Origin of the sequence: Methanobrevibacter sp., assembly GCF_015062935.1 — an archaeon.
Taxonomy (GTDB): Archaea; Methanobacteriota; Methanobacteria; order Methanobacteriales; family Methanobacteriaceae; genus Methanocatella.
Genome location: NZ_SUTM01000006.1, coordinates 60556 through 83719, shown reverse-complemented (window position 1 = coordinate 83719; position 23164 = coordinate 60556). Strand labels below are relative to the sequence as shown.

Annotated in this window: 30 protein-coding genes and 1 tRNA gene; 8 read left to right on the top strand and 23 right to left on the bottom strand. The window is 35.2% G+C overall.

Translation table 11 applies throughout. The features are described 5' to 3' along the window. Together comE and E7Z81_RS04085 are read left to right on the top strand one after the other, a co-directional pair. Positions 1–540 (top strand): sulfopyruvate decarboxylase subunit beta, encoded by a 540-nt coding sequence (gene comE / locus E7Z81_RS04090; RefSeq protein ID WP_292744602.1) that lies wholly within the window; start codon positions 1–3, stop codon positions 538–540. A gap of 150 nt (positions 541–690) precedes the next feature. Beyond that, positions 691–966, top strand: coding sequence for a helix-turn-helix domain-containing protein (locus E7Z81_RS04085; protein ID WP_292744600.1), 276 nt, complete (start codon positions 691–693; stop codon positions 964–966). A gap of 71 nt (positions 967–1037) precedes the next feature. On the opposite strand, the gene hdrA is transcribed toward E7Z81_RS04085, so the two are convergent. The 7 genes from hdrA to E7Z81_RS04050 form a co-directional block, all read right to left on the bottom strand. Next, the gene (gene hdrA / locus E7Z81_RS04080; RefSeq protein ID WP_292744598.1) at positions 1038–3347 is read right to left on the bottom strand and encodes a ferredoxin:CoB-CoM heterodisulfide reductase subunit HdrA; all 2310 of its coding nucleotides are present in this window, start codon (positions 3345–3347) and stop codon (positions 1038–1040) included. Next, complete coding sequence (gene hdrB, locus E7Z81_RS04075; protein WP_292744596.1) at positions 3344–4285, bottom strand: ferredoxin:CoB-CoM heterodisulfide reductase subunit HdrB; 942 nt, start codon at positions 4283–4285, stop codon at positions 3344–3346. The genes hdrA and hdrB overlap by 4 nt, the downstream gene beginning before the upstream one ends. Beyond that, positions 4282–4884, bottom strand: a complete 603-nt coding sequence (hdrC, locus tag E7Z81_RS04070; protein ID WP_292744594.1) for a ferredoxin:CoB-CoM heterodisulfide reductase subunit HdrC — start codon at positions 4882–4884, stop codon at positions 4282–4284. The genes hdrB and hdrC overlap by 4 nt, the downstream gene beginning before the upstream one ends. Positions 4885–4898: 14 nt before the next feature. Further along, positions 4899–6152 carry a methanogenesis marker 16 metalloprotein gene (locus E7Z81_RS04065; RefSeq protein WP_292744592.1) on the bottom strand — a complete coding sequence of 418 codons (1254 nt, stop codon included), beginning with the start codon at positions 6150–6152 and terminating at the stop codon, positions 4899–4901. A gap of 11 nt (positions 6153–6163) precedes the next feature. Next, on the bottom strand, positions 6164–6934 hold the full coding sequence (comA, locus tag E7Z81_RS04060; RefSeq protein WP_292744590.1) for a phosphosulfolactate synthase: 771 nt from the start codon (positions 6932–6934) through the stop codon (positions 6164–6166). A 117-nt stretch (positions 6935–7051) separates the two neighbouring features. Then, positions 7052–7336 (bottom strand): UPF0058 family protein, encoded by a 285-nt coding sequence (locus tag E7Z81_RS04055; RefSeq protein ID WP_292744588.1) that lies wholly within the window; start codon positions 7334–7336, stop codon positions 7052–7054. Between the two features lie 322 nt (positions 7337–7658). Beyond that, positions 7659–8375: a UPF0280 family protein gene (locus E7Z81_RS04050; protein ID WP_292744586.1), complete on the bottom strand. Its 717-nt coding sequence runs from the start codon at positions 8373–8375 to the stop codon at positions 7659–7661. Between the two features lie 45 nt (positions 8376–8420). On the opposite strand from E7Z81_RS04050, the gene E7Z81_RS04045 reads away from it, so the two are divergent. Beyond that, positions 8421–9797: a 2,3-diphosphoglycerate synthetase gene (locus E7Z81_RS04045; protein ID WP_292744584.1), complete on the top strand. Its 1377-nt coding sequence runs from the start codon at positions 8421–8423 to the stop codon at positions 9795–9797. A gap of 124 nt (positions 9798–9921) precedes the next feature. Here the strand turns inward: E7Z81_RS04045 and E7Z81_RS04040 are convergent, their stop codons facing one another. Next, positions 9922–10185, bottom strand: coding sequence for a transcriptional regulator (locus E7Z81_RS04040; protein ID WP_292744582.1), 264 nt, complete (start codon positions 10183–10185; stop codon positions 9922–9924). 128 nt (positions 10186–10313) lie between these two features. Between E7Z81_RS04040 and mtxX the strand changes: the two genes are divergently transcribed. The 3 genes from mtxX to E7Z81_RS04025 are packed head-to-tail and all read left to right on the top strand — an operon-like array spanning position 10314 to position 12610. Then, on the top strand, positions 10314–11027 hold the full coding sequence (mtxX, locus tag E7Z81_RS04035) for a methanogenesis marker protein Mmp4/MtxX (RefSeq protein WP_292744580.1): 714 nt from the start codon (positions 10314–10316) through the stop codon (positions 11025–11027). Between the two features lie 52 nt (positions 11028–11079). Further along, positions 11080–11844 (top strand): polyprenyl diphosphate synthase, encoded by a 765-nt coding sequence (gene uppS / locus E7Z81_RS04030; RefSeq protein WP_292744578.1) that lies wholly within the window; start codon positions 11080–11082, stop codon positions 11842–11844. 4 nt (positions 11845–11848) lie between these two features. Continuing rightward, the gene (locus E7Z81_RS04025) at positions 11849–12610 is read left to right on the top strand and encodes a TatD family hydrolase (RefSeq protein WP_292744576.1); all 762 of its coding nucleotides are present in this window, start codon (positions 11849–11851) and stop codon (positions 12608–12610) included. Here E7Z81_RS04025 and E7Z81_RS04020 read toward each other — a convergent pair. From E7Z81_RS04020 to E7Z81_RS04000, 5 genes are all read right to left on the bottom strand, one after another. Next, positions 12607–12975, bottom strand: coding sequence for a hypothetical protein (locus E7Z81_RS04020; protein WP_292744574.1), 369 nt, complete (start codon positions 12973–12975; stop codon positions 12607–12609). The genes E7Z81_RS04025 and E7Z81_RS04020 overlap by 4 nt on opposite strands. Continuing rightward, positions 12976–13200, bottom strand: a complete 225-nt coding sequence (locus E7Z81_RS04015) for a hypothetical protein (protein WP_292744572.1) — start codon at positions 13198–13200, stop codon at positions 12976–12978. It lies immediately after the preceding gene. A gap of 94 nt (positions 13201–13294) precedes the next feature. Continuing rightward, a complete protein-coding gene (locus E7Z81_RS04010) occupies positions 13295–13678 on the bottom strand; it encodes a carboxymuconolactone decarboxylase family protein (protein ID WP_292744570.1) in 384 nt (127 codons plus the stop codon). A gap of 16 nt (positions 13679–13694) precedes the next feature. Continuing rightward, positions 13695–14192 (bottom strand): hypothetical protein, encoded by a 498-nt coding sequence (locus E7Z81_RS04005; RefSeq protein WP_292744568.1) that lies wholly within the window; start codon positions 14190–14192, stop codon positions 13695–13697. Then, positions 14189–14584: a hypothetical protein gene (locus E7Z81_RS04000; protein ID WP_292744566.1), complete on the bottom strand. Its 396-nt coding sequence runs from the start codon at positions 14582–14584 to the stop codon at positions 14189–14191. Before E7Z81_RS04000 ends, E7Z81_RS04005 begins: the two co-directional genes overlap by 4 nt. Before the next feature lie 98 nt (positions 14585–14682). Between E7Z81_RS04000 and cobM the strand changes: the two genes are divergently transcribed. Next, positions 14683–15435, top strand: a complete 753-nt coding sequence (gene cobM / locus E7Z81_RS03995; RefSeq protein WP_292744564.1) for a precorrin-4 C(11)-methyltransferase — start codon at positions 14683–14685, stop codon at positions 15433–15435. 73 nt (positions 15436–15508) lie between these two features. Here the strand turns inward: cobM and E7Z81_RS03990 are convergent, their stop codons facing one another. The 10 genes from E7Z81_RS03990 to hypA form a co-directional block, all read right to left on the bottom strand. Continuing rightward, on the bottom strand, positions 15509–15631 hold the full coding sequence (locus E7Z81_RS03990) for a hypothetical protein (RefSeq protein ID WP_292744562.1): 123 nt from the start codon (positions 15629–15631) through the stop codon (positions 15509–15511). 161 nt (positions 15632–15792) lie between these two features. Continuing rightward, positions 15793–16302 carry a transposase gene (locus E7Z81_RS03985; protein WP_292744560.1) on the bottom strand — a complete coding sequence of 170 codons (510 nt, stop codon included), beginning with the start codon at positions 16300–16302 and terminating at the stop codon, positions 15793–15795. Positions 16303–16672: 370 nt separating this feature from the next. Continuing rightward, positions 16673–17617 (bottom strand): methionine synthase, encoded by a 945-nt coding sequence (locus tag E7Z81_RS03980; protein WP_292744558.1) that lies wholly within the window; start codon positions 17615–17617, stop codon positions 16673–16675. Then, positions 17614–17928: a DUF1894 domain-containing protein gene (locus E7Z81_RS03975; protein WP_292603436.1), complete on the bottom strand. Its 315-nt coding sequence runs from the start codon at positions 17926–17928 to the stop codon at positions 17614–17616. Before E7Z81_RS03975 ends, E7Z81_RS03980 begins: the two co-directional genes overlap by 4 nt. After that, positions 17929–18387: a DUF1890 domain-containing protein gene (locus tag E7Z81_RS03970; RefSeq protein WP_292744556.1), complete on the bottom strand. Its 459-nt coding sequence runs from the start codon at positions 18385–18387 to the stop codon at positions 17929–17931. 13 nt (positions 18388–18400) lie between these two features. Further along, positions 18401–19483, bottom strand: coding sequence for a hypothetical protein (locus E7Z81_RS03965; protein ID WP_292744554.1), 1083 nt, complete (start codon positions 19481–19483; stop codon positions 18401–18403). 39 nt (positions 19484–19522) lie between these two features. Continuing rightward, positions 19523–19595 (bottom strand) — tRNA-Ala (locus tag E7Z81_RS03960). 55 nt (positions 19596–19650) lie between these two features. Continuing rightward, positions 19651–20691, bottom strand: a complete 1041-nt coding sequence (locus tag E7Z81_RS03955) for a DUF354 domain-containing protein (RefSeq protein ID WP_292744552.1) — start codon at positions 20689–20691, stop codon at positions 19651–19653. Positions 20692–20702: 11 nt separating this feature from the next. After that, positions 20703–21356: a hydrogenase nickel incorporation protein HypB gene (gene hypB, locus E7Z81_RS03950; protein ID WP_292744550.1), complete on the bottom strand. Its 654-nt coding sequence runs from the start codon at positions 21354–21356 to the stop codon at positions 20703–20705. Positions 21357–21373: 17 nt separating this feature from the next. Beyond that, positions 21374–21751: a hydrogenase maturation nickel metallochaperone HypA gene (gene hypA / locus E7Z81_RS03945; RefSeq protein ID WP_292744548.1), complete on the bottom strand. Its 378-nt coding sequence runs from the start codon at positions 21749–21751 to the stop codon at positions 21374–21376. A gap of 189 nt (positions 21752–21940) precedes the next feature. On the opposite strand from hypA, the gene E7Z81_RS03940 reads away from it, so the two are divergent. Then, a complete protein-coding gene (locus tag E7Z81_RS03940) occupies positions 21941–23089 on the top strand; it encodes an aldo/keto reductase (RefSeq protein WP_292744545.1) in 1149 nt (382 codons plus the stop codon). Positions 23090–23164: the final 75 nt, after the last annotated feature.

Here is a 23164-nt window from a genome sequence, read left to right as displayed (position 1 = left end):
ATGGCAAGATTTGAAGCAATCTATGAAATTATGGAATACATTGATGACGAAATTGTTGTATGCAACATAGGATTTCCATCAAGAGAGTTATATGAAATCAACGACCGTGACAAAAACTTCTATATGATCGGGTCAATGGGTCTTGCCTCATCAATAGGATTCGGTCTTGCATTGTCAAAACCGGATGAAAATGTTGTCGTTATTGATGGAGACGGGTCTCTTTTAATGAATATGGGTTCAATGGTAACCATTTTTGCAAACAATCCAAAAAACCTTACATGGATTGTTATTGACAATGGTGCCTACGGTTCAACAGGCAATCAGGATACTTACGCTCAAAAGATTGATTTATGCAAAATAGCTGAAAGCGTTGGCTTTAAAAACAGCTACAATTTTGAAGACATCAATCTAAAGGACATTATTAAAAGTGATGATGCAAGCTTTATTGTTTTTAAAACTGAAGCAGGCAATTCATCTGCACCGATTATTGATTTGACACCTGTTGAAATCAAAGAAAGATTTATGAACGCCATTAAATAGATTAATATCTATTTTTTACTTTTTTTAAAACAACATCACCAAAAAAAAATAACTTAGACTCAAGTGTTATTAAAGTTAATAACACCTTATTAAAATCATATAAATTAATTATATAAAAATTTTAGTAATTAATATGCACAATTACATTTTATGAACGAAAAACAATTTTTTTATTACCTTGGATATGTGAAGGTATCCACATGTAAAATAAAAATATTGAAAAGTTTGGAAAAAGGAATAAAAATGCCCACAGAAATTGCAAAAGATACTAATTTAGGAGAGACACAAGTATCAAATACATTATCTAATTTGAAAAAGAACAATTTAGTCGTGTGTCTAAATGAAGAACTCTCTAAAGGGAGACTATATCAAATTACAGATAATGGCAAAGAAATTGTGGATTATTTAAACAAAGAAAATAAATAAATTTTTTGGGGATTAATCATCCCCATTATTTTTTTAAAATAAAGAAGTTGCAGAAAGTATAATTCAAAAAATTATAATTCTGCTTCATCCAGCTCGGCAATCCTTTTATCAAAGTCTGTTAGTTTACGGGCAAGGCCTGAGAAATATGGAATATATACTTTGGAAAATTCTATTCTTTCAGGGTCTTCACCTAACTCTTCAATTCTGTTTTTAACACCTTTGATTTTGCGCTCGACATCATCATACATCAAATCACCAGGAAACTCGCCGATGAATATGCCGTCAGCACCGTTATCAAGAGCATACCTGATATGATTTGGCCTTACACGATTTACAGAGATTACCTTAATAATATGGATGGATTCCGGATAGGAAAGTCTGTTTACACCAATATTGTCGGCGGCAGTATAACCGATATTGTCCAGGAATACCAAAATCATACGCTCATCTTTCTGTTTTTTGGACAATACCCCTTTAATTGTCGCCATGATTTTTTCGTCAATGTTACCGTTTACCTTAATGGCCCTTTGTGAACATCCTACCAGACATTTTCCACAACCTGTGCAGCTCATAGGGTCAATGTAGACTTCATCATTTTGAATGCTCATTGACTTGTATTTGCAGCGTTTAATACATTCACCGCATAAATTACATTTTTCAGTGTCGATTTCAGCAATGAAAGGTTCTATTTCAACTCCTCCATAATTGTATTCTGAAACCTTTGATGCAGCGGCTGTGGCCTGCATGATTGAATCAGTAATGTCTTTTGGATCCTGTGCTGTTCCGCAGACGAATATTCCCTGAACATCAGTAGCTACCGGTTTGATTTTTGGATGGGATTCCTTAATGAAACCGTCCTCTGTTGTTCCGATATTTAATGTTTCAGCTATCTCACGGGTACCCAGTGAAGGTTCCATAGCTGTTGAAAGCACAACCATATCCGCTTCGATTTCAACAAATTCTCCTTTAAGAGTATCTTCTGTTCTGACTATGAAGTTATCTCCTTTTTTAACGACTTCACCTGGTCTTCCGCGCAGGAATCTCACTTCATTTTCCTGAGTATGCTTATAGTATTTTTCAAACATTCCCGGTGTTCTCACATCGGTATAACAAATCAGAACGTCAGTGTCGGGATATTTGTGCTTGATGATATTTGCATTTTTTAGAGCCACTGTACAGCATATCTTGGAGCAGTATTTATGTCCGTCAGGCTTTTCATCACGTGAACCCACACACTGTATCATCACGACACGTTTTGGAACTTCACCATTGGACTTTAAGAGTTTTCCTTTGGTCGGACCGTTTACGCCAGTTATGCGTCCAAGTTCAGATTGGGTAATAACATCATCGTATCTTGTATATCCGTATTCAGGACGTTTTTCCATGTCAAAGAGCTTGTGGCCTGTTGCTACAATGATTGAACCTACCTGCAGAGGAATCCTTTCAGGTTTTCCCCTGAGTTTAATTGCCCTCATGCTGCATGCCTTGACACAGTTGCTGCATTTGGTACAGTTGTCCATGTCAATGACATAGGCTTCAGGATATGACTGGCCGAATGGCCTGTAAATAGCTTTTCTTAAAGACAAATTGTCATTCCAGTCATTTGGAACTTCCACTTCACATTCTTCGGCGCATTTTCCGCATGCAATGCATTTTGTAGTGTCAACATAGCGGGGAGATTTTTCCAAAATCAAATTGTAGGTTCCTGCCCTTCTTTCAGATTCGATGACCTTGGTGTTTGTCATCACTTCAATGTTTTCATTCCAGACAAGCTCGTTTAAAATAGGGTTTAAAAGACACATTCCACATTCTTCAGCGATTTTGACAGGAGAAAACACTTTACCTATTTTGGCCATATGCCCTCCGATTGAAGGTGATTGCTCTATCAGAGTGACTTTGGTTCCCTGTTTTGCAAGAGACAGTGCCGCATTCATTCCGGCTATTCCCCCTCCGATTACTGCAACTTCATCAGGTGTCTGGCAGTAAATCGGGTCGACAGCATCGGACTGCTTTACCTTCTCAATGGAAGCGTTGATTAAAGTTATGGCTTTTTGAGTTGCTTTCTTTTTATCGGAATGCACCCATGAACATTGTTCCCGGACATTGGCCATGTCCATAAGATAAGGATTGAGAGGCTTTACATAATCCTGGAATGTTTTTTCGTGACTTATCGGTGAACATGCTGCAACAACAACCCTGTCCAAATCATAGTCAAATATGGCATCACGAATAATTTTACGTCCGTTCAGTGAACATAAATTTTCGAATTGCCCTATAAATTCAACATCAAGGGAGGCTCTTACTTCATCCAAATTTATTACGTCCGAAATATTTCCTCCGCATTCACATAAAAACACGCCAACTTTTAAATCATCCCTCATTTTTCAATCTCCTTCAACTCTTTAATGACTGAGTCTATAGGTACCGTATGTGCCTTGACACCAATAACCTTATCAAAATCACCGCCCATCGCCAGTGCAATAAACTGTGCTATGTTCAAATGAATAGCTTTAAAGTTTCTGCCTTCTCTCTCGCTTATCAGATGCTGATATCTGTCAAATTGAATATGGCAATTCGGACATAAATGAACTAAAATATCAACGTCTTCATCTGCTATTGCATTCATTTTATCTGCTGTTGCGGTAAAAGACAAGTCAGGATTTGAATATCTCTGCCTGAATCCTGTTCCGCAGGTAGCTCTCTTGTGGTCATACCATCCAATTGTTTTGCATCCGCATTCTTCAATTATCTCATCCATTATATTCGGGTCCCTTACTCCTCCGATAGTATCTTCATAATGGACCTTACAGTAATGGCAGCCGTGATGGGTTGCTATTGTATAGTCACTTAAATCATATTTTATATGTTTTTTAATCTCATCTTTTTTATTATAGATAATGTCAACCACGTGGAATATGTTTTCAGTTGGTTTAAGGTCATCCTTCTCATATTTCAGGTGTGACAATCCGTTATCCTCAAATAACTTGTTAATGTGATTTCTCAAATCGTCCTTTTTATTGAGCAGTTTGACTGATTTTTTATTGATTGCATAACATGTCGCACACATCATCACAAGATTTGGTCTTCCCATATCCTTTGCAATCCTGAAATTTCTTGCACCTATGGCGGAAGTATCAATCTGGTTGAAGACATCTGAATAATGTCCCAAGCCAGTGCAGCAGGTTTGTTTTTCTGAAATTGCATAGTCAATTCCCAGTTTATCGAAAACAAATTTTGTTGAAGCCTCGACTCCCGGATATTCCACACTTACAAGACAGCTTCTAAAAAGCAATATGTCCTTGTCGGGAACCTGTTTCATTGTTCATCCTCCTGTGAAGATCTTATTTTATCTATTTTATCTTTAAAACCTGTTATTGTAAGTATTGTACTTACCTCATCAATTACCTCTTCTGATGGCATTAATGGCGGGTCAAGTTCCAGTTCGTCTCTTATTTCATCCAGGTGCTGTCTGAAATCCCACCAGCCAGGCACGTCACGGTCAATGTCTGTGAAAAATATTTCAGGAATTGCTCCGATAGCTGCGGTGAAATAGGAGTCTGCAAATCCCAGATATTCATAAAGCTTTTCATAGCCTATTCTGTTTTCTATGGCAATCTGTTTTAAAATCTGATTGACCTCGCAGACGCTGTTTCCGACAGGACATACGCTGTGGCAGGTATAACAATAGAAACAGTTCCATATATTGTCGTCCTTTAGCAGTTCCTCGTCACCGTCAAGTACACGTTCGATTATTTCACGGGGATTATAGTCTGAATGTCTTGCAGCCGGACATGTTGATGTGCACATTCCGCATTGCACACACTTTAAAACCCCTTCTTCCTTAGAGTTTTTTACGTCATTGATTATCTCAACTGCAAAATCAATTGGTGAGTCAGTAATCTTTTGCTGATTTGACATGTTATCACCCTTTTTTACAATCTAAACTCTCTTTTTTCAATCATTTTCTTTAATGTTAATGATAATTTATTTGCCCTTAATCTGTCGGATTGCCTGCAGATTATAGGAACATTGACATTGCTGCCGTTAATATTTAAATCAACACTTCCGGTGTCCATTTCAAATGCTGAGTTTGTGCAGTAGCTTGCACACATTCCACAGCCGAAACAGTATGCCAGATTTAGTCTTTCATTTCTGAATGCATTTGTAGGGCAAATCTCCTCCACTACACATTTATCGCATTTTGCGCAATTCTGTCTGTTGTATTGTGGTCTCAAATCATGGTCTGCCCATAATTTTGCGTAGTTTGTTTCATCCAAAGGCAGATGACGTCCCTTGATATCCGCTACCGGAATATCTACCATATCGTCTGTTACAAGCAGGTTATCATAGATTTCCTGTGACAATACAGGTATCGGTATGGCTACGGTATCGTAAATTTCTCCGCCTTGACCTGTTTTGAATCCTCCGATATAGTAAGGGTCCATCTTACATAAGTCTGCTGAAAGCATCAGGTTTGGTTTTTCTGGACTTGACCTTGTTCCATCTCCTAAAATATAGCCCTGAGCCCCGTTGATTAAAACCTTTGAACCTTCTCTGATTACATTGTGGGGAATGTCATTTTGAAGGGGGTTTAGGTCTCCGCAGCCTGAAAATGTTAGTCCCCTTAAATTTCCTTCAAGAGGAGTGGCTGCAAAAATTGATGAAACTGCGTCATTGTTCGGGTTTGTGAATGCAGTATAGTTTTTAAATGCCATTCTTGCACCGATTAGCTGTGCACGGGTGATATCTTCCATGGTTATTGTATTTTCTATTGTTTTGCCGTCTGCGCTTTCAACCCTGACATTAACTTCCTTGCCTTCTAGAAGTTCCTTAAGTAAAAATCCTCCGCCATAGCTTTCATCATAAATTGAATGTGCTGTTCCGTGAAGTATAACGTCGACTGAGCCTAGCCATTCGTTTGGACATGGTCCTGCATATGCAGGCACACCGTTTATATAGACTTCTGATGCCCTGATGAACTCTCCCGGTTCTGAAATAATGAAGTTGAGGATTGCCGCTGTTCCGCTCATTACACCGCATGTACCGCAGGTTACAACATCCACCTCATCGAAACTTGGTGCATCACCTTTTTTTATGAGTTTTTTGAATTCTTCTGCTGTGTAGATGTTTGCTTCGCCTTTATCGATTTTTTCATTTATTTTATCGATTGTTCTATTATTAGTCAATTAATACACCTTTATATTTTGCCTAATGTATCTCCCCTTAAACCTTGTCTTAATGTTTCAAGGGATGTGATGTCATCTGAGGAAATATTACCCAGATTGACTGTGTTTCCTAATTTTAATATGAAAAAGACCTGTTGGTCTTTGTTTGGTGCTTCCCAGAGGATTTTGCTGCCGTCAAAATTCTCGAGAATATAATCTATTTCGTCTTCTTTTGCATTTCCTGACTTATCGAATATTCCTATATTTTTTCCACCTTCCCTTGCCTCTACAATGACAAGTGATGATCCACTGTCAAGTTCATCCTGCATGAATTCAATTCGCTCATCCAAGGTGAGTTCCTCATCCAGAACAGGGTTCTTTTTACCTACTTCAGACAGTACTTCGAATCCGTTTTCCTTTGCCAGCTGAATGCAGTTTAATTTGTCTTCATGGGCAATTTCGGTTGAACCGTCTGAAATTTCAATGGCCGGAAATCCCAGTTCATGTGCTTCTGAAAAAAATTCCTCGAGTTTATCTGCTTTGTATGCCAGTTCGAACAGTGTTCCTCCTGTATAAGGAGTTATGTCATGTGATTTGTACATTTCCACTTTGGATTTGATTATTTCCTGTTCATGAACTATTGATGTTCCCCATCCGAATTTTAGATAATCCACATAGTCTCCTGAGATGTTCATTAAGCTTTCTGCTGTTTCAAGGCCTAAACCTTTATCCAAAACCATTGTAATTCCACAATTTCTAGGCTTTTCTTCTCTCTTTTTTGATAAAAATTCAAAGGATTTCAAAATATCACACGTGTTAATTTTTTTAATGGTTAATAATACTAATATCTAATTGTATATAAAACTTTTTAAGATTTTGCCTTTTGAAAAAAAAATAATAATATAAAAAAAGTAAAAAAATTATGCATTAATTTCACTTTCAGATCTAGCTACCAAATCTGCTAATGAATTGCGAACATTTTCCGGAATGGATTCATTTTCCTTTTCCGCAATTAACTGAGAAATAATCTTGCATAAAACAAAAATAGCATGCTTATGCTCTGCCTTTGTCTTATGAATATGGTGTGGGCTGATTTTAAGAGTGATATATTCACTGCAATCGTTGGTAATTTGGTCATCTTCTGCTAAATATTTTAAAACATATACTAAAAATTGATGTAATTGTATCATTTCGTCTTTGTACATAGATATCTAACCCAATTAACTAATTTTATTTTAGTTAAAATTTTAACTCCTTATTCTATACAATAATATTGTATATTAATCATATTTAAATATTGCATTAAAAAATACTTTACAATTACCAAATAATGAGGTAAATCATAGCCAAACTATGAAGTTACCATGAAAATTGTAAAACATCACAAGTTCATGTAGATTACTTAATTCAAAAAATATATTTGGAAAAATCAAATGAAATATCTGAAAGATTTGATGAATTTAAATGAAAAAAATGTTTAAAACCATTATTAAATTAAACATTTCTTCAAGAATATAGCATGTAAATTCAATGCTTGATATCGAATTCATTTGTTTCAACAATCTTTGGCAGTTTTCCAACAGTTGCAACATTTTCATCACAAATTATTAAACCACCATCAAAATATTCGCGATAATCTTCACAAAATTCCAATGCATTCATCACCTTATCCTCACTGGTGATGCCTGTGACCCTATTGGCAATTGCAGTTGCAAGCCCGTCACAGACAGAAGTGGATTTGCCAATTACAGTGACACTGTCGGAATCGCCAAAACTTATTGAATGGCCAACTTTTCCCGAAGAAGTGCAGATACCAAGGGGTCTTTTTCTTTTCCTGATTTCAAAGGCAATGCCATTTCCTAAAACCCTGTTGTTTGAATAGATTCCGCAAAGAAGCTTTTTGTCATTGACAATTGAAATGTCCCCTCCGTTTTCCACAATCGAATATGAAGATCCCCTTCGAATCAGATATTCCAGTGCCATTTCAGAGATTGTTCCTGCAACACATGCCATAGGTCCAACATCACAGATGATTGATGATTTAAACATCCTATAAACAATTTCTGAGAGATTTTCATCAGGAATGTCCAACGGAGTAATTGACAGAAGAAAGTCATTGTCTTTTAAAATATAATCCTTCAGGTCCTGCCTAATGGAAAAGATATATTCATTCAGATTATGACTTGCCAAATCACTAGTCAATCTGATGTGGGTTTCGCCTATGTTGATTTGATTGAATTGCATATTTAATACTTTAACTTATTATATATAAAAATTATATTTAATAACATGAAAGCCTTAAACAGAATGCTTTGTTTGGTTGACGGTGAACACTACCTGCCAGTCACTCAAGAAGCAATTGATACCCTGAATAATTTAGAACACATTGATATTGTAGGTGCTGTTTTTATAGGTGGAACAGAAAAGCTCAGGGATGACTCAGAAGAGTCATACTCAGAAAAACTAGGTGTTCCAGTTCAGTTTGCAAAGGATAAAGACATCCCTTACGACATCATTGTCGATATGATCCGCAAATACGATGCAGATACCGTATTTGACTTAAGCGACGAACCCATACTTGATTATCCGAAAAGATTCAAAATCGCCTGCAAGGTTTTAAACGAAGGAATAACCTATGAAGGACCTGATTTCAAATTTGAACCTACCTCCCAGTATGATGTTATGGAAAAACCTTCAATAACCATTCTCGGAACCGGAAAACGTATCGGTAAAACTGCAGTATCCGGATTCGTATCAAGGTTGATTGACAAAAACGATTATGAACCTTGCGTCATTGCAATGGGAAGAGGAGGACCTGAAGAGCCTGAAATAGTGCACGGTGAAAAACTGGAAATCAATGCAGAATTCCTGCTCGAACAATCAGAAAAGGGCGTGCATGCAGCCAGTGACCATTGGGAAGATGCTTTAATGAGCAGAATTTTAACCATCGGATGCAGACGCTGCGGAGGAGGAATGGCAGGTGAAGTATTCCTTACAAACATGAAAAAAGGAGCTAAACTTGCAAATGAAGTTGATTCCAAATTTGCAATTTTTGAAGGAAGCGGTGCCGCAATCCCCCCTATTAAAACAGACAAGAAAATCGTACTTATTGGAGCAAACCAGCCGATTGAAAACCTAACAACATATTTCGGACCATACAGAATAGGCCTTGGAGATCTTGTAATACTGACAATGTGTGAAGAGCCAATGTGTTCCAGTGAAAAGATAACTGAAATCGAAAAATTCGTTAATGAGATAAATCCTGAGGCAATCGTAATATCAACAGTATTCAGACCAAAACCTTTGGAAAAAATAGATGGAAAAAAAGTTTTATTTGCAACAACTGCACCTGAAGAAGTTAAAGATAAATTAGTAGAATACTTAGAAAACAACTACAATTGCGAAGTTGTCGGAACAACCTCACATTTATCCAATAGACCTCTTTTACGCCAGGACATGCAAAAGTACATGGACAAAGCTGACGTAATGCTTACTGAACTTAAAGCAGCAGCTGTAGATGTTGCAACAAAAGACGCAATATCCCATGGTCTGGAAGTAGTGTACTGTGACAACATACCTGTAGCACTAAATGACTCATACCCCAAACTAGACCAGTCCGTTTTGAAAATAGTAGATTGTGCAATTGACGAGTTTAACAAGTCATAATTGACAATCGAAATATTGAAATTAATTCTGCAATAATGATGATTATACTAATCATCATAATTTACTTTTTTGTATAAATTATTAAAACTATTTTTAATAATCCCTTTTTAAGATAAAAAAGATTTTATAAATATTTTAAAATTTTAAGACCTAAATCAGTATTTTTGTACAATCTGCCTTTACGTGCTTCTTCATTTAAACATACAACAATACCCTGTTCCTTTAAATCTTTTAATACATTAGATACATGATTTGTTCTCAAACCAATATCCTCAGCGATTGCAGATGGGATTTTTATACTTTCACCAATGCTTTTTATAATATTGCATCTATACTCTGAGGCCATTACATAGCCCACAATATCAAAAATCTCATCATCATTACTCATAGTATATAATAGATAACATTAATTTAAAAAATGTTTCTATAAAATATGCATTTTTAGATACACTATAAGAATTTTTGAAAATTTTTTAATAGAAACATTAATAAAAAAATATCTATAAAATATACATAATGATAAGAATTGCAATTGGAACTGGAAAAAATTTAAACATATTTGATGCAATAAAAATTTTTGAAAAAAACCATCATGCGGAAATAATTTTAATCGACAACGATGATGATTTGGCAAAAGCAATATTAAACAGCGATATTGATGCAGTTGTAAGGGGTTCACTTCCGGCATCAGGAGTTATTAAAAAAGTCAAAAAGGATTTTCCTGAAATATCAAGAGCCACATATGTAAATGGTAACGGCCATGAGTTTTTACTGACCCCTGTCGGCATTGATGAAGGAAACACAGTTGGTGAAAAATTAAATATGGCCATAAACTGCGGAGAATTTTTAGAAAAACTTGGAAAAGATCCGAAAATTGCAGTACTTGCGGATGGAAGGAAAGGAGATTACGGAAGAAGCGAAAGAATATCCTCCTCCATTGATGAAAGCGAAAAGCTCACCCAACTAATTGAAGAGAATACCAACTTTGAAGTTAAAAACTATTACATATTAATTGAACAGGCAATAAAAGACAACTGCAACGTTATCATCGCCCCTGACGGAATTATCGGAAATATTATTTTTAGAACACTGATTTTAGTAAATTCTTGGCCCAGCTGTGGTGCCATTACCTTCGGAATCAATGGAATATACATAGACACCAGCCGTGACCAAAGTGTTGAAGGATACCTTAGAAGTTTAAAATTTGCATACAAATTAGCCAACCTTTAAAAACATTAAGCAACATAATATAAATTAATATAAACTTTTAAGGGATAATAAAATGGCAGAAAATATACTTTATAGAATATATGAATGGTATATATCAAGAGACCTGGTTCCTGAGAAAATGCCAAAGCATGTAGCTATAATCATGGATGGAAACAGAAGATTCTCCAAACTTCAGGGAAATATCGATGTTGTCAAAGGACATGAACTCGGAGTTGACACATTGGAAAAAGTTCTTGACTGGAGTATCGAACTTGGAATTGAAATCATCACTGCCTATGCATTTTCAACAGAAAACTTCAACAGACCGCAACACGAAGTTGAAGGCCTTATGAGATTATTCGTCATCAACTTCAAACGATTAGTAAACCACGAAAAGATTCATAAAAACGAAGTTAAAGTTCAGGTTGTAGGAAGAACCGAACTGCTGCCTGATGATGTGCGTGAAGCAATCAGAGAGGCTGAAGAGGCAACAAAACACTATAACAAAAGATTTTTCAACCTTGCTATAGGATATGACGGTCGTTTGGAAATAGTCGATTCCATAAAAAAAATTGTTGAAGATGTTGAGGCGGGAGATATTTCAATCGATGACATCGATGAGGAACTTGTAAGCAAAAACCTATATACTGCAGGACTTGATGATCCTAACCTGATTATCAGAACAAGCGGTGAGGAAAGATTAAGCGGATTTTTACTATGGCAATCATCATATTCAGAACTCTATTTCTGTGAAACATTATGGCCGGAATTAAGAAAAGTTGACTTTATTAGAGCTATAAGGTCATATCAGGCAAGAGACAGACGATTCGGAGTATAATACCATGATTGATACACATTGCCATATAGATTTTGAGGATTTTGATGAAGACCGCAAGGAAGTAATCCAGAGAGCGAAGGATAAACTTGATTATGTTGTTGCATCAGGTTACAGCATCGACAGCAACCGCGCAGTTTTAAAGCTTTCGGAAGAATACAAAGGTTTTATTTATCCTACTTTTGGTTTTCATCCTGTCAGTTCTCAAAACTGCACAAATGAAGAACTTGAAGCTGCTCACAAGTATCTGATTGAAAATCTTGACAAGATTGTTGCAATCGGAGAAGTGGGAATGGATTACTACTATGTGACAGACAAGGAACTTCGTGAAAGACAGCAGGAAATCTTTAGAAGCTTTCTCGACATAGCCAACAGCTACCAGGTTCCTATAGTTATGCATGTCAGGGACTGTGAAAAAAAGGCAGTGAATATTATTGAGGATTATGAGAATATCCCATATTTCATTTTCCATTGTTATGGCGGAAGCCTTAAAACAGCAAAAAGAATCATGAATAGGGACGATTCATACATGAGCTTTTCAACAATGCTCTGCTATTCAAAACATCACCAGGACCTGATTGAAAAAATAGATCTCAACTATGTTTTAACAGAAACAGACAGTCCGTATTTAGCTATGACAAAAGAAGAGCGAAATGAACCTGTCAATGTTGTTAATGCAGTTCATAAAATAGCTGAAATCAAGGACATGGACGTTAATGTTGTTGATGAAATAACCACCAACAACGCAAAAAAAATTTTCAAAATTTAGTAATGAAGTGTGAAATTCAAATTAATTAACACATCATTTTCTTCTTTAACTGCTTCAATTACCAGTTCAAAATCAGTTAAATCTTTTTTTACCAAATCAACTAAATGCCAGTCTAAAAGAGAATCATTGAAATAGATTATGAATTGGTTTCTATCTATTTTCACAGGTTTTCTGCAAAACAATTTAAAAGCATAGAAATACATTTCTATTCTGAAAATCAGGTCTTGTTCATCCCCGTTTCCATTGATAAAAAAGTCCTTCAAGTCTTCCTGCAATATTTTCCCTTCATCGCCGGTATCCGCTCGGAATGTTTCCATCTCTTTTAAATCTTCCATCAATTGCTTTTTTTCATCTTCACTATACATTCAATCATCCTCAAGTAAAAACCTTAACTTCAATATATTATAATCATTAGGCATGAAACTAACCTTAAATTTGTCAAAGACATCATCCAATTTTCTTAATATATCCAATTCCAAACCATCAGGAATAATATAAAGAATAAAAGAATCTTCAGTTATCTCAACACCCAAATCCTCCAAAAGAGGAATCTTAAGTTCACTGATAAACACATATTTGTAAACAATCAACTCATAGTCATTTACATCCTTGCCGCTTTTAATGATATCGGCCAGTTCATCCTGGAGTTTAGAAGCTATTGCTTCAAATGTGTCTTCACTAATCCTAATCCCTCACCGGCAACAAATCCCTTTCAGCAAATACTTCCTTTGCAGCCACTATTCCATTGATTGCCTTTGGAAATCCGCAGTAAGCACTCATCTGCATGATGATTTCAACTATTTCCGCAGGACTGTTTCCCACATTTAAAGCTGCATTGATATGGTCTTTAAGCTGGGGAATTGCACCCAGAACAGTGATTGCTGCAACAGTGCATAGTTCACGGGTTTTTAAATCGACTTCATCTCTTGTGTATATTTCGGAATATGGAAATTCAACTACAAACCTTGACAAATCAGGAGCGACATCTTCCAGTTCCTTGAATATCTCTTCAACAGGCCTTTGCTGAATATCCTCCAAAATCTTTTTACCTTTTTCATATCTGGACATACTATAAAATATATACTTAAACCCATTTAACATTAGCTGTTGTAAACACATAATGGGGTGAAAACACAGGGTTATATAATTTGTTTGTAGATGAAGTGGAATTGAAGCTTAAAGCAATGGATTTTCGCAGATTATAATTAATCCTGTCTCCGATTGAATCCAATTGTGTTTTGGACAAATCCTTTGATGAGGTTGCATAAACCTTAAACTGGATTTTTTTCTTGTCGAAATTCCTGTCAATTCCCATCTCAGTATATGAAACATTGACAATTTCAACGGAATTCGGAATCAGCAAATCGCTTTTTGTTTTTGAATAATCATTATATGCCTGTTTTGTATATATTGCACTTGATGATGATGCAATTCCATCATTGATGCCGTTTCGGGCTGCACTCATTGCGATATTCAGTTCCTGTTCGGAGTAAATGAAAACAGCTGACATCATCAAGATCAATATCATTACACCTGCTAGAAGCAGATATTCTCCACTGATTTGGCCTGCATCATCAATCATGTTATCACAATCTTTCCTTCATCGCCTTTTGAAATCATATAACTTTTTCCGCTATGCAGCTTATATTTGGAATCAACATTGGACGGGAAAAGCAATGTTTCTCCTTTTTTGCCATCATATTCTATTGTTAATTTCTTATTTTCAACTGTTATTTCATAATAGCCAACATCTGAAGGCAATTTAATTGATTTTGAATAACCTTCACCATTTGAATTCACCTGACTTATCTCGATTGCCACGGTATCCAGAATAAGCCTGTGTGCAATATTATCATCAATATTGAAACTTGATTCCATAATGGATTGTGATAAAAATAACAATGGAATAGCTATCAATAATATAACGAAGATTGAAAATAAATATTCTATTGAAATAAAACCTTTATTATCCATATTTTTAAATTATCTTGAAAATAAATAAAGTTTTCTCAAATCAAAAGTCAATATTGATGCAAAATAATTAAATAATAATTGAGCTAAAAAATTAAACTATGAAAGGAAAAGTAATTTTCATTGGTGCCGGTCCGGGTGACCCTGATTTAATAACCGTCAAAGGTAGAAATGTAATTGAAAATGCTGACGTCATCATTTATGCAGGTTCACTTGTAAATAAAGAGGTTTTAAACCCTGCAAAAGATGAATGTGAAATTCACAACAGTGCATATCTGAATTTAGAAGAAACAGATGCAATAATAACCGAAGCAGTCAATGAGGGAAAACTGGTTGCTCGAGTACATACCGGTGATCCTTCAATTTATGGAGCAATAGCTGAACAGATTCGTGAACTTAAAAAGCATGACATAGAATATGAAATCATTCCTGGGGTAAGTTCTCTTTTTGGAACTGCAAGCGTTCTTGAAGCTGAATTGACCTTGCCTGAAATTTCACAAAGTGTCATCATCACACGTCCTGAAGGAAGAACTCCTAAGCCTGCCGGTGAAAGTTTAGCCAGTTTTTCAAAACATCATGCCACAATGTGCATATTTTTAGGAATTGGTATGATTGACAAGGTAGTTGAAGAATTGCTTGAAGGTTATGAAAAAACCACTCCTGTTGCTGTTGTCAAAAAGGCTACCTGGCCAGACCAGCAAATAATCAGAGGAACCCTCGAGGATATTTCACAAAAAGTTAAAGATGCCAATATTACAAAGACTGCAATGATTGTGGTGGGAGATGTCTTAGACCCTGGCGACTTTAATGCATCCAAGCTATATGACAAAAACTTTAAACATGAATATAGATAAAAATTAATTTCCCAAAAATCATTCAATATGAGTTTTGGGAAATCAACTCTTTTTTTAAAAAATAGATATAAAATTATTTGTTTTTACAGCATCCGAAAAAGAAATTTCTGATTTTTTTGGTTTTGGTTTTGCTTTCGGCTTTTTTTCTTTCTTCCGCTTCATGCATGTGCCTTCTTGCTTCGGCCATGTTATCCATAATATCACCTCTAAATTTAGTTATGCCTAAATAATATTATGGAATGAAAAATATATAAACTTTACTTTAAAAGAGTTTAAAAATTTTAGAAAAGCTTATTTAAAATTCCATATTTTGTGCAACTTTGCCATACAATCACAATTCATTTGATTTGAAATTTTTTAATATTGAGACATTACCTCAACGTTCTTAAACATTTTTCTTTTCATTATCATTTGTGGACTGGTACGGTAATGTACTTTTCCTAATTTTGGTAAAACAATTGTATTGCTGGTTATTTTGATATTATTATTGTTTTGTATTCTAAATCCATTTTTGGGATTCTTTTTGGATTTAAATCTTGGATAATTGGAATTTTTTTTAAAAAATCCATTAAATGAACGTATTAAGTCATGATAGACCTGCTGCAATGTGCTAGATTCACTGTCATATAAAAATGGATATTCCTTTTTCAACATTGTTAACATTGTATTGAATGTTGTTTGATTGCATTTTAGCTTTGTATAACCATGTTGTTTAAATAATTCAAAGGTTTCCTGGTATTCTGTTAATAAATTATTCCAAACAAATCTAGCATTACCCAGACTCCGATTAAATTTATCCTTCATAACCTTATCAGGATACAACTTAACCTTCAAACCTTCATTAACAATAATACACTCATCTAACATGAAAAAACACATCAAATATCTATTTTATATTCCAATTAATTTTGAACACAAAATATAATATATCAACCGACAACATATAAAGAATTTCCAAAAGCATTTGATAACTAATGCCCTTTTTTATGCAATTCATCCTCGACTTGAAGAAGTCAAGGTATTCTTGCACCATTAGATAAAATTTCTAAAAAAACATGCCCCATAATGCAACTTCAAAAGAAATTACACAAAAAACAGGTAGAAAATTGAATCTTAAATGAATGCAGCAAGTTCACTTGCTCAAAAGACATTTAAAAAATTCTAATGGAGCCAAACTTTTCACTGCTAACTTAAAGAAATGATTTGAAAAATTTAATTGTAAAAAAGTAAAAAGAAGTTAGTTATATTTGTCTTTTATCTGATTCATCAGCTGCAATTTTTTAAATGCAACATCCTTCGGTGCCCTTCTAAGTCCGCAGTCAGGATCCAAAAGAAGATTATCCTTTCCAACAATATCAATAGCTTTCAAAACCAGACTATCAATGTCGTTAATGTCATCCACTTCATTGACTGATGAATCCACACATCCGAAACCTATCTTTTTATTGTTTAAAAGAGAGGCATTTTGTTCTAGAACGTCCAGATTAACATTATTTCCTGCAAATTCAAAATCCAATATGTCAACGTTGAATCTTGCAATATCCTTAAAAGCATCCTTTAAAATGCCGCACACATGCATGGCCAATGGAACTTCCAGACCGTCATGTAAAATGTCAATGGCTTCACGTGCGGTTTTCATCTCCACCATTCCTGTGGATAAAAACGGTTCATCAATTTGAATATATACCGGGTCAACTTTTTTGGCTATGGCATCAACTTCATATTTAAGGCTGTGGGCCAAATCTATAATTGCATCTTCCTTATTTTTATAGAATGATTGAATTCTGGAGGAATATACCATTGTATTCGGTCCTGTGATTATTCCCTTAACTCCTTTGCCTTCAGGAATTTTACCGCCATAATAATCCTTCATGACCTGCTTTGCATATTTCAAATCCTTGATGGAAATTTCCTGAGCAGGCCTCATTATTTTAGAGACAATTACAGTGTTTCCCTCATCGATAACCATTCCAGGAATATGTTTTGAAAAAATAGAAACCATATCTCCCCTTACCTGACCGTCAGATATGATGTCCACACCGGCATCAAGCTGAGAAATGACACTACTTTTAATAGCGTCCTTATATGGGTCATATGCTCCAAGAGCGCTTAAAAGCTTGTCTTTTGCTGAGTGAGATTCCTTTATCTCAACGGGAAAACTTCCGACTACTGTAGATTTCATTTTTTGTTACCGGTATCCAATTTTCTAATCTTTTCAACTTCTTCTTCATCAATTGGCAATTCCACAACTGATGTTCCGTGGCATGGTTTTGTATAAGGCAGGAAAACAGTTCCCTTTTCATGGTCAAATCCGATTGGAATTGGTGGAATTCCAATAACTCTAACACCTAATACTTCATCACCAGGTTTAATGTAAACCAAATCATCAGCTTTGAAACGGATAATCATTGCACAATCTTTAAAACCTGCTTTTGAAGCATGAATTTCATAGTTATCTGATTGTTGAAGATAAGTATCTAAACAGAATGACATTTATTCAAACTCCTTAATTGCTTTGTCAAATTTAACTTTGATTGGTGAAGGATTATGGAATGCGCGAACAGCGGTAATTTTAGCATCACTTCCGCTTTCCTCTATCATGTTTACGAATTCCGCAACCTCATCAGCATCCCTTGAGAAAACAAGTGCAAGTGATTTGGTTTGCAATATCTGGTCGAATGTTACGAAAAATGATGCAGCTGCATCCTTGTGAACAAAACCAACCAGCAAATCAAAATCACCAGGATTTATATCTCCCAGCAATCTTTCCAAATCGACAAGTTTGAGATTATAGAATCCTTCAGGGTCAGAAATCTTTACCAATTTTGATGCTGCCGGATTTGCAGCTATTGTAACGTCATAACCCATCTTTGTTAATTTATTAAAAACATAAACTGCCAATGGAGTCTGTGATGGAGTCTCAGGACATCCAAGTAAAACTAAAGCTTTCATATATACACCCTCTTTATGATCTGGATTTAAGTGAGACGACATTGGCCAAAATCAATGCGCCTATAAAAATGAATGTTAAAAGAGCCATACCGTTGATAGTCCTGTTGAATACAAACATACCGATTAAAGCCTGTGAACAGAATGCAGCCAATGCACCTGTCAGTAAAACTTCTCTTCCAAGGTATTTCTTATTGTTTTTCTCTCTTTTTTCACGGTACATGGTTAATACTTTAAAACCGACCAGTATTGTACCCAATACAAATACCATCAGTCCTATAAGACCCAGATAACCGAAATCAAATCCGTAACCAAAGATACCTGGAAGCATATAATCGATTGTATCCTTCTGGTTTACAAGCACACCGAAAAACATCGGGAAAGGCAAACCAAAGAACAGAACAAATTGCATAGGTAATGTGATATATCCTTCAGCAAATGCAGTTCCTTCAGCACCCCAATAAGAAGCGTTAGCATTGTGTCCTATCAGCTGAATGTTATTTAATACAGTTTTAATACTTGATAAGGAATATTGCTCAATCCTTGTTAATCTCAACATAGGGGAGAAAATAGTCATTCCGGAAACTCTTGCAATAGCTTCCAACAGAAGAAAACCTGCTCCCGCAGCTCCCAGAAGTATTAAAATTCTTTTACCTGTAATGAAAGATTTTTCTCTGAAAGATTTTGAAATAATCAAATATCCCAAGAATAAACCTAAAATCCATAAGATTAAAAAGGATCTGTGCATTAACCCACCGAAGACTGTAATTCCAACAATGAATAAAATTACAAATCTCCTTAGTGGCCTAATATCCACACCCGATTCCTTCATCACCTTCAGCGATGCTAAGGCAGCCACTGCTCCCAAAAGTGCAATCGGCCCAAAAGGGTGAGTGAATTCTGCTTGACTTGAAGAAATAAATAACAGAAGAATATCTGCTCCGAAAATAACTGTAAAACCACCTATAATAAAAAGTGATAAAAATGTCACAACACTTAATGACAATGGAATTAAGTTAAGAGCAAATACCATTGAGACGAATAACATTAGTCCCACTTCTACAATTAATTGTAAATGATTTTGAGCAATTAATAACATATTATAATCACAAATTCTCTTTATTTAAAAATTAAAAAATGGACTGACCGGGATTTGAACCCGGGGCCTCCGCCATGCCAAGGCGACGATCTACCATCTGAGCTACCAGCCCAAAAAAATATTAATCAAATATCATATTTAATATATGATATTTTTAATATAAAAAGCTATTTACCATTTTTAGCCAAATCATATAAATTATCAATTATGACCTGGAACAAATCATCAGTTTTCAAATCAATTTTTTCATGAGGATTGACAATATAGTCAAGGGCTTTATTAATCACCACATCATTGTCAATTGACCTGAACATTAATCCTTTGTTAATGTAATACTGATCTACAGACAATGTTTCTCCAGGATAACATGAAATAACAGGAGTTTGCAATATTGCAGCTTCCCTGTTCATTGTTCCACCAGCACCTATGACCAAATCACATTTTTTAATAATGCTGGAAGTGTCAACAGGAGGTTTTAAAATTGAAACATTTTCGATTCCATCAAATATCTCTGCCTGTTCCTTGAATCTTGGTAAAATTAAGATATTGGCAACATTCTTCAATTCATCAACAATAGGGGACAGAACAGATTTTCTACAGTCAGTATCAAGATATGATGCAAGTGAAGGTTCAGGCCTCATTAGAATAGTTTTTTGGTGATTCAACTCCAAGTTCAAATCATCAAACACATTATCATTATATTTGAAACTTTTGAAATGCATTAATTCAGATGTTCCATCATAGGAAATAATTGTATTTGGGTCAGCTCCAAATTTCATTAGTTTCCACATGTCTATGATTTTTGGAGTGATAATTCTATCACATAACGGCAAGGTTAATTTATTAGCAGCAAGTGCATGTTCGTTGTCTAAAACGTACAAACTAGGGATCCCCAGACCAAAAGAAATTCTAGGAAGCTCTATAGAATGCTTGCTAAGGGCAACATCCACCTTTTCATCATGTATAATATCCACAAGATTATAAACCCTGGATGTGCTTTCCTTTAACTTGTCATATAAGCTCACACCATGTTTTCCCACAGATATAAAGTCAATGTCGTACATATCCATTAATTTATGGATATCCCCAAATTGTCTTGCTGTGACAATAACATCCTCACCCTCGGCTTCAAGATATTTTATAACATCTTTAAAAAACCTTACATGAGGAGCATTCGAAATATCAATCCATACTTTCACAAAAACCACCCGAATAAAATTTAGTTTTTCATAGCATCTTCAATTACTTCAATAATTTCATCCAATCCAGTACCTTCTTTTAAGCTGGATTTGATGACTTTAACATTAGGATTTAATTTTTGAGCATCAGCAACCATCTTGTCTGCATCCGCTCCGACAGCATCAGCAAGGTCCACTTTATTGATTACAACAACATCGGAAGTTTGGAAAATTATCGGATGTTTTTCTACGGTATCGTCACCTTCAGTGACACTTACAACAACGATTCTTAAGTGGGAACCTAATTCAAAGTCTACAGGACAGATTAAGTTTCCTACATTTTCAATAATTACCATATCCAAATCATCCAATGGCAAATCTTCAAGTCCATGACCTACCAGATGAGCATCCAAGTGACATTCTTTACCGGTGTTTAATCCGACTACCGGAACATCATGCTTTTCAATACGTCCTGCATCGAATTTGGAGATTACATCTCCGGCAAGAACACCTATTTTATAATCAGTATTATCAATAATTTCTTCTACGAGTGTTGTTTTACCGGATCCAATTGCACCTACAAAATCAACACAGAAGATTTCTTTTTCATCCAAGTTTTTCAAGTTTTTGTCAGCTAATTTCTTATTAGCGTCCATAATATTTTTTTCCATTTCTACATCTGCAATCATGTGCATTTAAATTCCTCCAAATATTATGTATCATCAGGTTTTTCGATTACAATATTTTTAACAATAATATCTTTACCATTTAAAACTTCTACTTTAAAACTGTCACATTCAGGACATTTTACAAGTGGAGCATAATGGTCACTGTCATCTAAAATAGCTTCACCATGGAAATTACAATCAGCACAATCAATTACAGCAGGAATTTCCTCGAAATTGATTTTTGCATCTTCCAATATGGTATTTTCAATTAAAACACCTAATATGAATTGTAATTGTTCAGGATTTATCATAGCTAGTCTTCCGACTTCAATAGTAATTTCAGTAACTTCAGTAGCATTATTCGCTTCGGCAGTTTCAAGAACTGCATTGATTATGCCTTGAGCCATAGATAATTCGTGCATTTTACTACTCCTCTACTATAAATATCAATATTATAAATTTATATTTTATATATTTATAAAGCTATTTAATATTTGAGTAATACCCCCGTAATACTTACCCCAAAGGATAAATTAAAAATAATGTTGTAAAATACAACAATTATAAATATTAATTTTGTTTATAAATAATACTAATTAGGAGATAGTATTATGAATTACAAATCTAAATTCGGTTTTGGATGCATGAGGCTTCCACAAACAGATGAAAATGACCCCACTAAAATCGACCAGGACCTGTTTAATGACATGGTTGACCTTTACATTGAACATGGCTTCAACTACTTCGACACTTCATATGCATATCATAACGGAGTCAGCGAAGTTGCCATCAGAAAAGCTATAGTTGAAAGGTATCCGAGGGAATCCTATCAGATATGTGATAAAATTCCTACATGGGCATTGACATGTGAAGAGGACAATGACAAATATGTAAATGAAATGCTTGAAAGACTTGGAATTGAATATTTTGATGTGCTTCTTATACACAATATCAATACTCCTTGGTTCAATTTAGCTGAAAACGCCAAATCCTTTGAATATGTTAAAAACATGAAAGAGAAAGGTATTGCGAAAAGGATTGGTTTCAGTTTCCATGACAAAGCTGAATTGCTTGAAAAGGTATTGGAAAAGTATGGTGACTTACTGGATGTTGTGCAAATCCAGTTGAATTACCTTGACTGGGAAGATCCCTCCATTGAATCCGGAAAATGTTATGAATTATGTGTAAAACATGGTTTGGACGTCATTGTGATGGAACCATTAAAAGGTGGAGTGCTCATCAATTCACCTGACAGTATACAAGATGAATTCAAGAAATTTAATCCAGACAAATCAATTGCAAGTTTTGCTTTAAGGTTTGCTGCATCACTTGACAATGTAAAAATTGTTTTAAGCGGAATGCGTAAGATGGATGATCTGGTGGACAACATTGACACTTTTGAAAACTTTGAAGTCCTAAGTGATGAGGAACATGAATTTTTAAAAAGAATGGCTAAAAAGTTGGATGAAAACGTTGCTGTTCCATGCAGCGAGTGCGGATACTGCATTGATGCATGTCCTGAAATGATTCCAATTCCTGAATACTTTACATTATATAACATAAGCAAAAACAGACCGGCCGAAGACATATATAGATTATATTTCGACAAACTGGCTGATGAAAAGGTTCATGCGGCGGAATGCACATATTGCGGAACCTGCCTTGATTTCTGTACCCAACAGATTGACATTCCTGAAGAGCTGGAAAAAGTTTGTGAACACTTTGAAACAGGTTTCAGCCCATATGCTGGAGCTCCTTAGGAAACCCTCATCTTCAATTCCCTAACCATTTCACCATTTTTATTTATTTTTGAAGCTTTTTTATAGTATTCAACT

What these genes read in the sequence shown, in the direction of transcription:
- E7Z81_RS04020 (WP_292744574.1), bottom strand. Translation starts at nt 12,975, where the DNA reads ATGTATAGTGAAGATGAAAAAAAGCAATTGATGGAAGATTTAAAAGAG.
- E7Z81_RS03970 (WP_292744556.1), bottom strand. Translation starts at nt 18,387, where the DNA reads ATGAAAGCTTTAGTTTTACTTGGATGTCCTGAGACTCCATCACAGACT.
- E7Z81_RS04050 (WP_292744586.1), bottom strand. Translation starts at nt 8,375, where the DNA reads ATGCAATTCAATCAAATCAACATAGGCGAAACCCACATCAGATTGACT.
- E7Z81_RS04055 (WP_292744588.1), bottom strand. Translation starts at nt 7,336, where the DNA reads ATGTACAAAGACGAAATGATACAATTACATCAATTTTTAGTATATGTT.
- uppS (WP_292744578.1), top strand. Translation starts at nt 11,080, where the DNA reads ATGGCAGAAAATATACTTTATAGAATATATGAATGGTATATATCAAGA.
- E7Z81_RS03990 (WP_292744562.1), bottom strand. Translation starts at nt 15,631, where the DNA reads ATGGATAACATGGCCGAAGCAAGAAGGCACATGCATGAAGCGGAAGAA.
- E7Z81_RS04045 (WP_292744584.1), top strand. Translation starts at nt 8,421, where the DNA reads ATGAAAGCCTTAAACAGAATGCTTTGTTTGGTTGACGGTGAACACTAC.
- E7Z81_RS04085 (WP_292744600.1), top strand. Translation starts at nt 691, where the DNA reads ATGAACGAAAAACAATTTTTTTATTACCTTGGATATGTGAAGGTATCC.
- comE (WP_292744602.1), top strand. Translation starts at nt 1, where the DNA reads ATGGCAAGATTTGAAGCAATCTATGAAATTATGGAATACATTGATGAC.
- E7Z81_RS04025 (WP_292744576.1), top strand. Translation starts at nt 11,849, where the DNA reads ATGATTGATACACATTGCCATATAGATTTTGAGGATTTTGATGAAGAC.
- E7Z81_RS03940 (WP_292744545.1), top strand. Translation starts at nt 21,941, where the DNA reads ATGAATTACAAATCTAAATTCGGTTTTGGATGCATGAGGCTTCCACAA.
- E7Z81_RS04000 (WP_292744566.1), bottom strand. Translation starts at nt 14,584, where the DNA reads ATGGATAATAAAGGTTTTATTTCAATAGAATATTTATTTTCAATCTTC.
- hdrA (WP_292744598.1), bottom strand. Translation starts at nt 3,347, where the DNA reads ATGAGGGATGATTTAAAAGTTGGCGTGTTTTTATGTGAATGCGGAGGA.
- mtxX (WP_292744580.1), top strand. Translation starts at nt 10,314, where the DNA reads ATGATAAGAATTGCAATTGGAACTGGAAAAAATTTAAACATATTTGAT.
- hypB (WP_292744550.1), bottom strand. Translation starts at nt 21,356, where the DNA reads ATGCACATGATTGCAGATGTAGAAATGGAAAAAAATATTATGGACGCT.
- E7Z81_RS04005 (WP_292744568.1), bottom strand. Translation starts at nt 14,192, where the DNA reads ATGATTGATGATGCAGGCCAAATCAGTGGAGAATATCTGCTTCTAGCA.
- cobM (WP_292744564.1), top strand. Translation starts at nt 14,683, where the DNA reads ATGAAAGGAAAAGTAATTTTCATTGGTGCCGGTCCGGGTGACCCTGAT.
- E7Z81_RS04010 (WP_292744570.1), bottom strand. Translation starts at nt 13,678, where the DNA reads ATGTCCAGATATGAAAAAGGTAAAAAGATTTTGGAGGATATTCAGCAA.
- hypA (WP_292744548.1), bottom strand. Translation starts at nt 21,751, where the DNA reads ATGCACGAATTATCTATGGCTCAAGGCATAATCAATGCAGTTCTTGAA.
- E7Z81_RS03985 (WP_292744560.1), bottom strand. Translation starts at nt 16,302, where the DNA reads ATGTTAGATGAGTGTATTATTGTTAATGAAGGTTTGAAGGTTAAGTTG.
- E7Z81_RS03975 (WP_292603436.1), bottom strand. Translation starts at nt 17,928, where the DNA reads ATGTCATTCTGTTTAGATACTTATCTTCAACAATCAGATAACTATGAA.
- hdrC (WP_292744594.1), bottom strand. Translation starts at nt 4,884, where the DNA reads ATGTCAAATCAGCAAAAGATTACTGACTCACCAATTGATTTTGCAGTT.
- E7Z81_RS03980 (WP_292744558.1), bottom strand. Translation starts at nt 17,617, where the DNA reads ATGAAATCTACAGTAGTCGGAAGTTTTCCCGTTGAGATAAAGGAATCT.
- hdrB (WP_292744596.1), bottom strand. Translation starts at nt 4,285, where the DNA reads ATGAAACAGGTTCCCGACAAGGACATATTGCTTTTTAGAAGCTGTCTT.
- E7Z81_RS04040 (WP_292744582.1), bottom strand. Translation starts at nt 10,185, where the DNA reads ATGAGTAATGATGATGAGATTTTTGATATTGTGGGCTATGTAATGGCC.
- E7Z81_RS03965 (WP_292744554.1), bottom strand. Translation starts at nt 19,483, where the DNA reads ATGTTATTAATTGCTCAAAATCATTTACAATTAATTGTAGAAGTGGGA.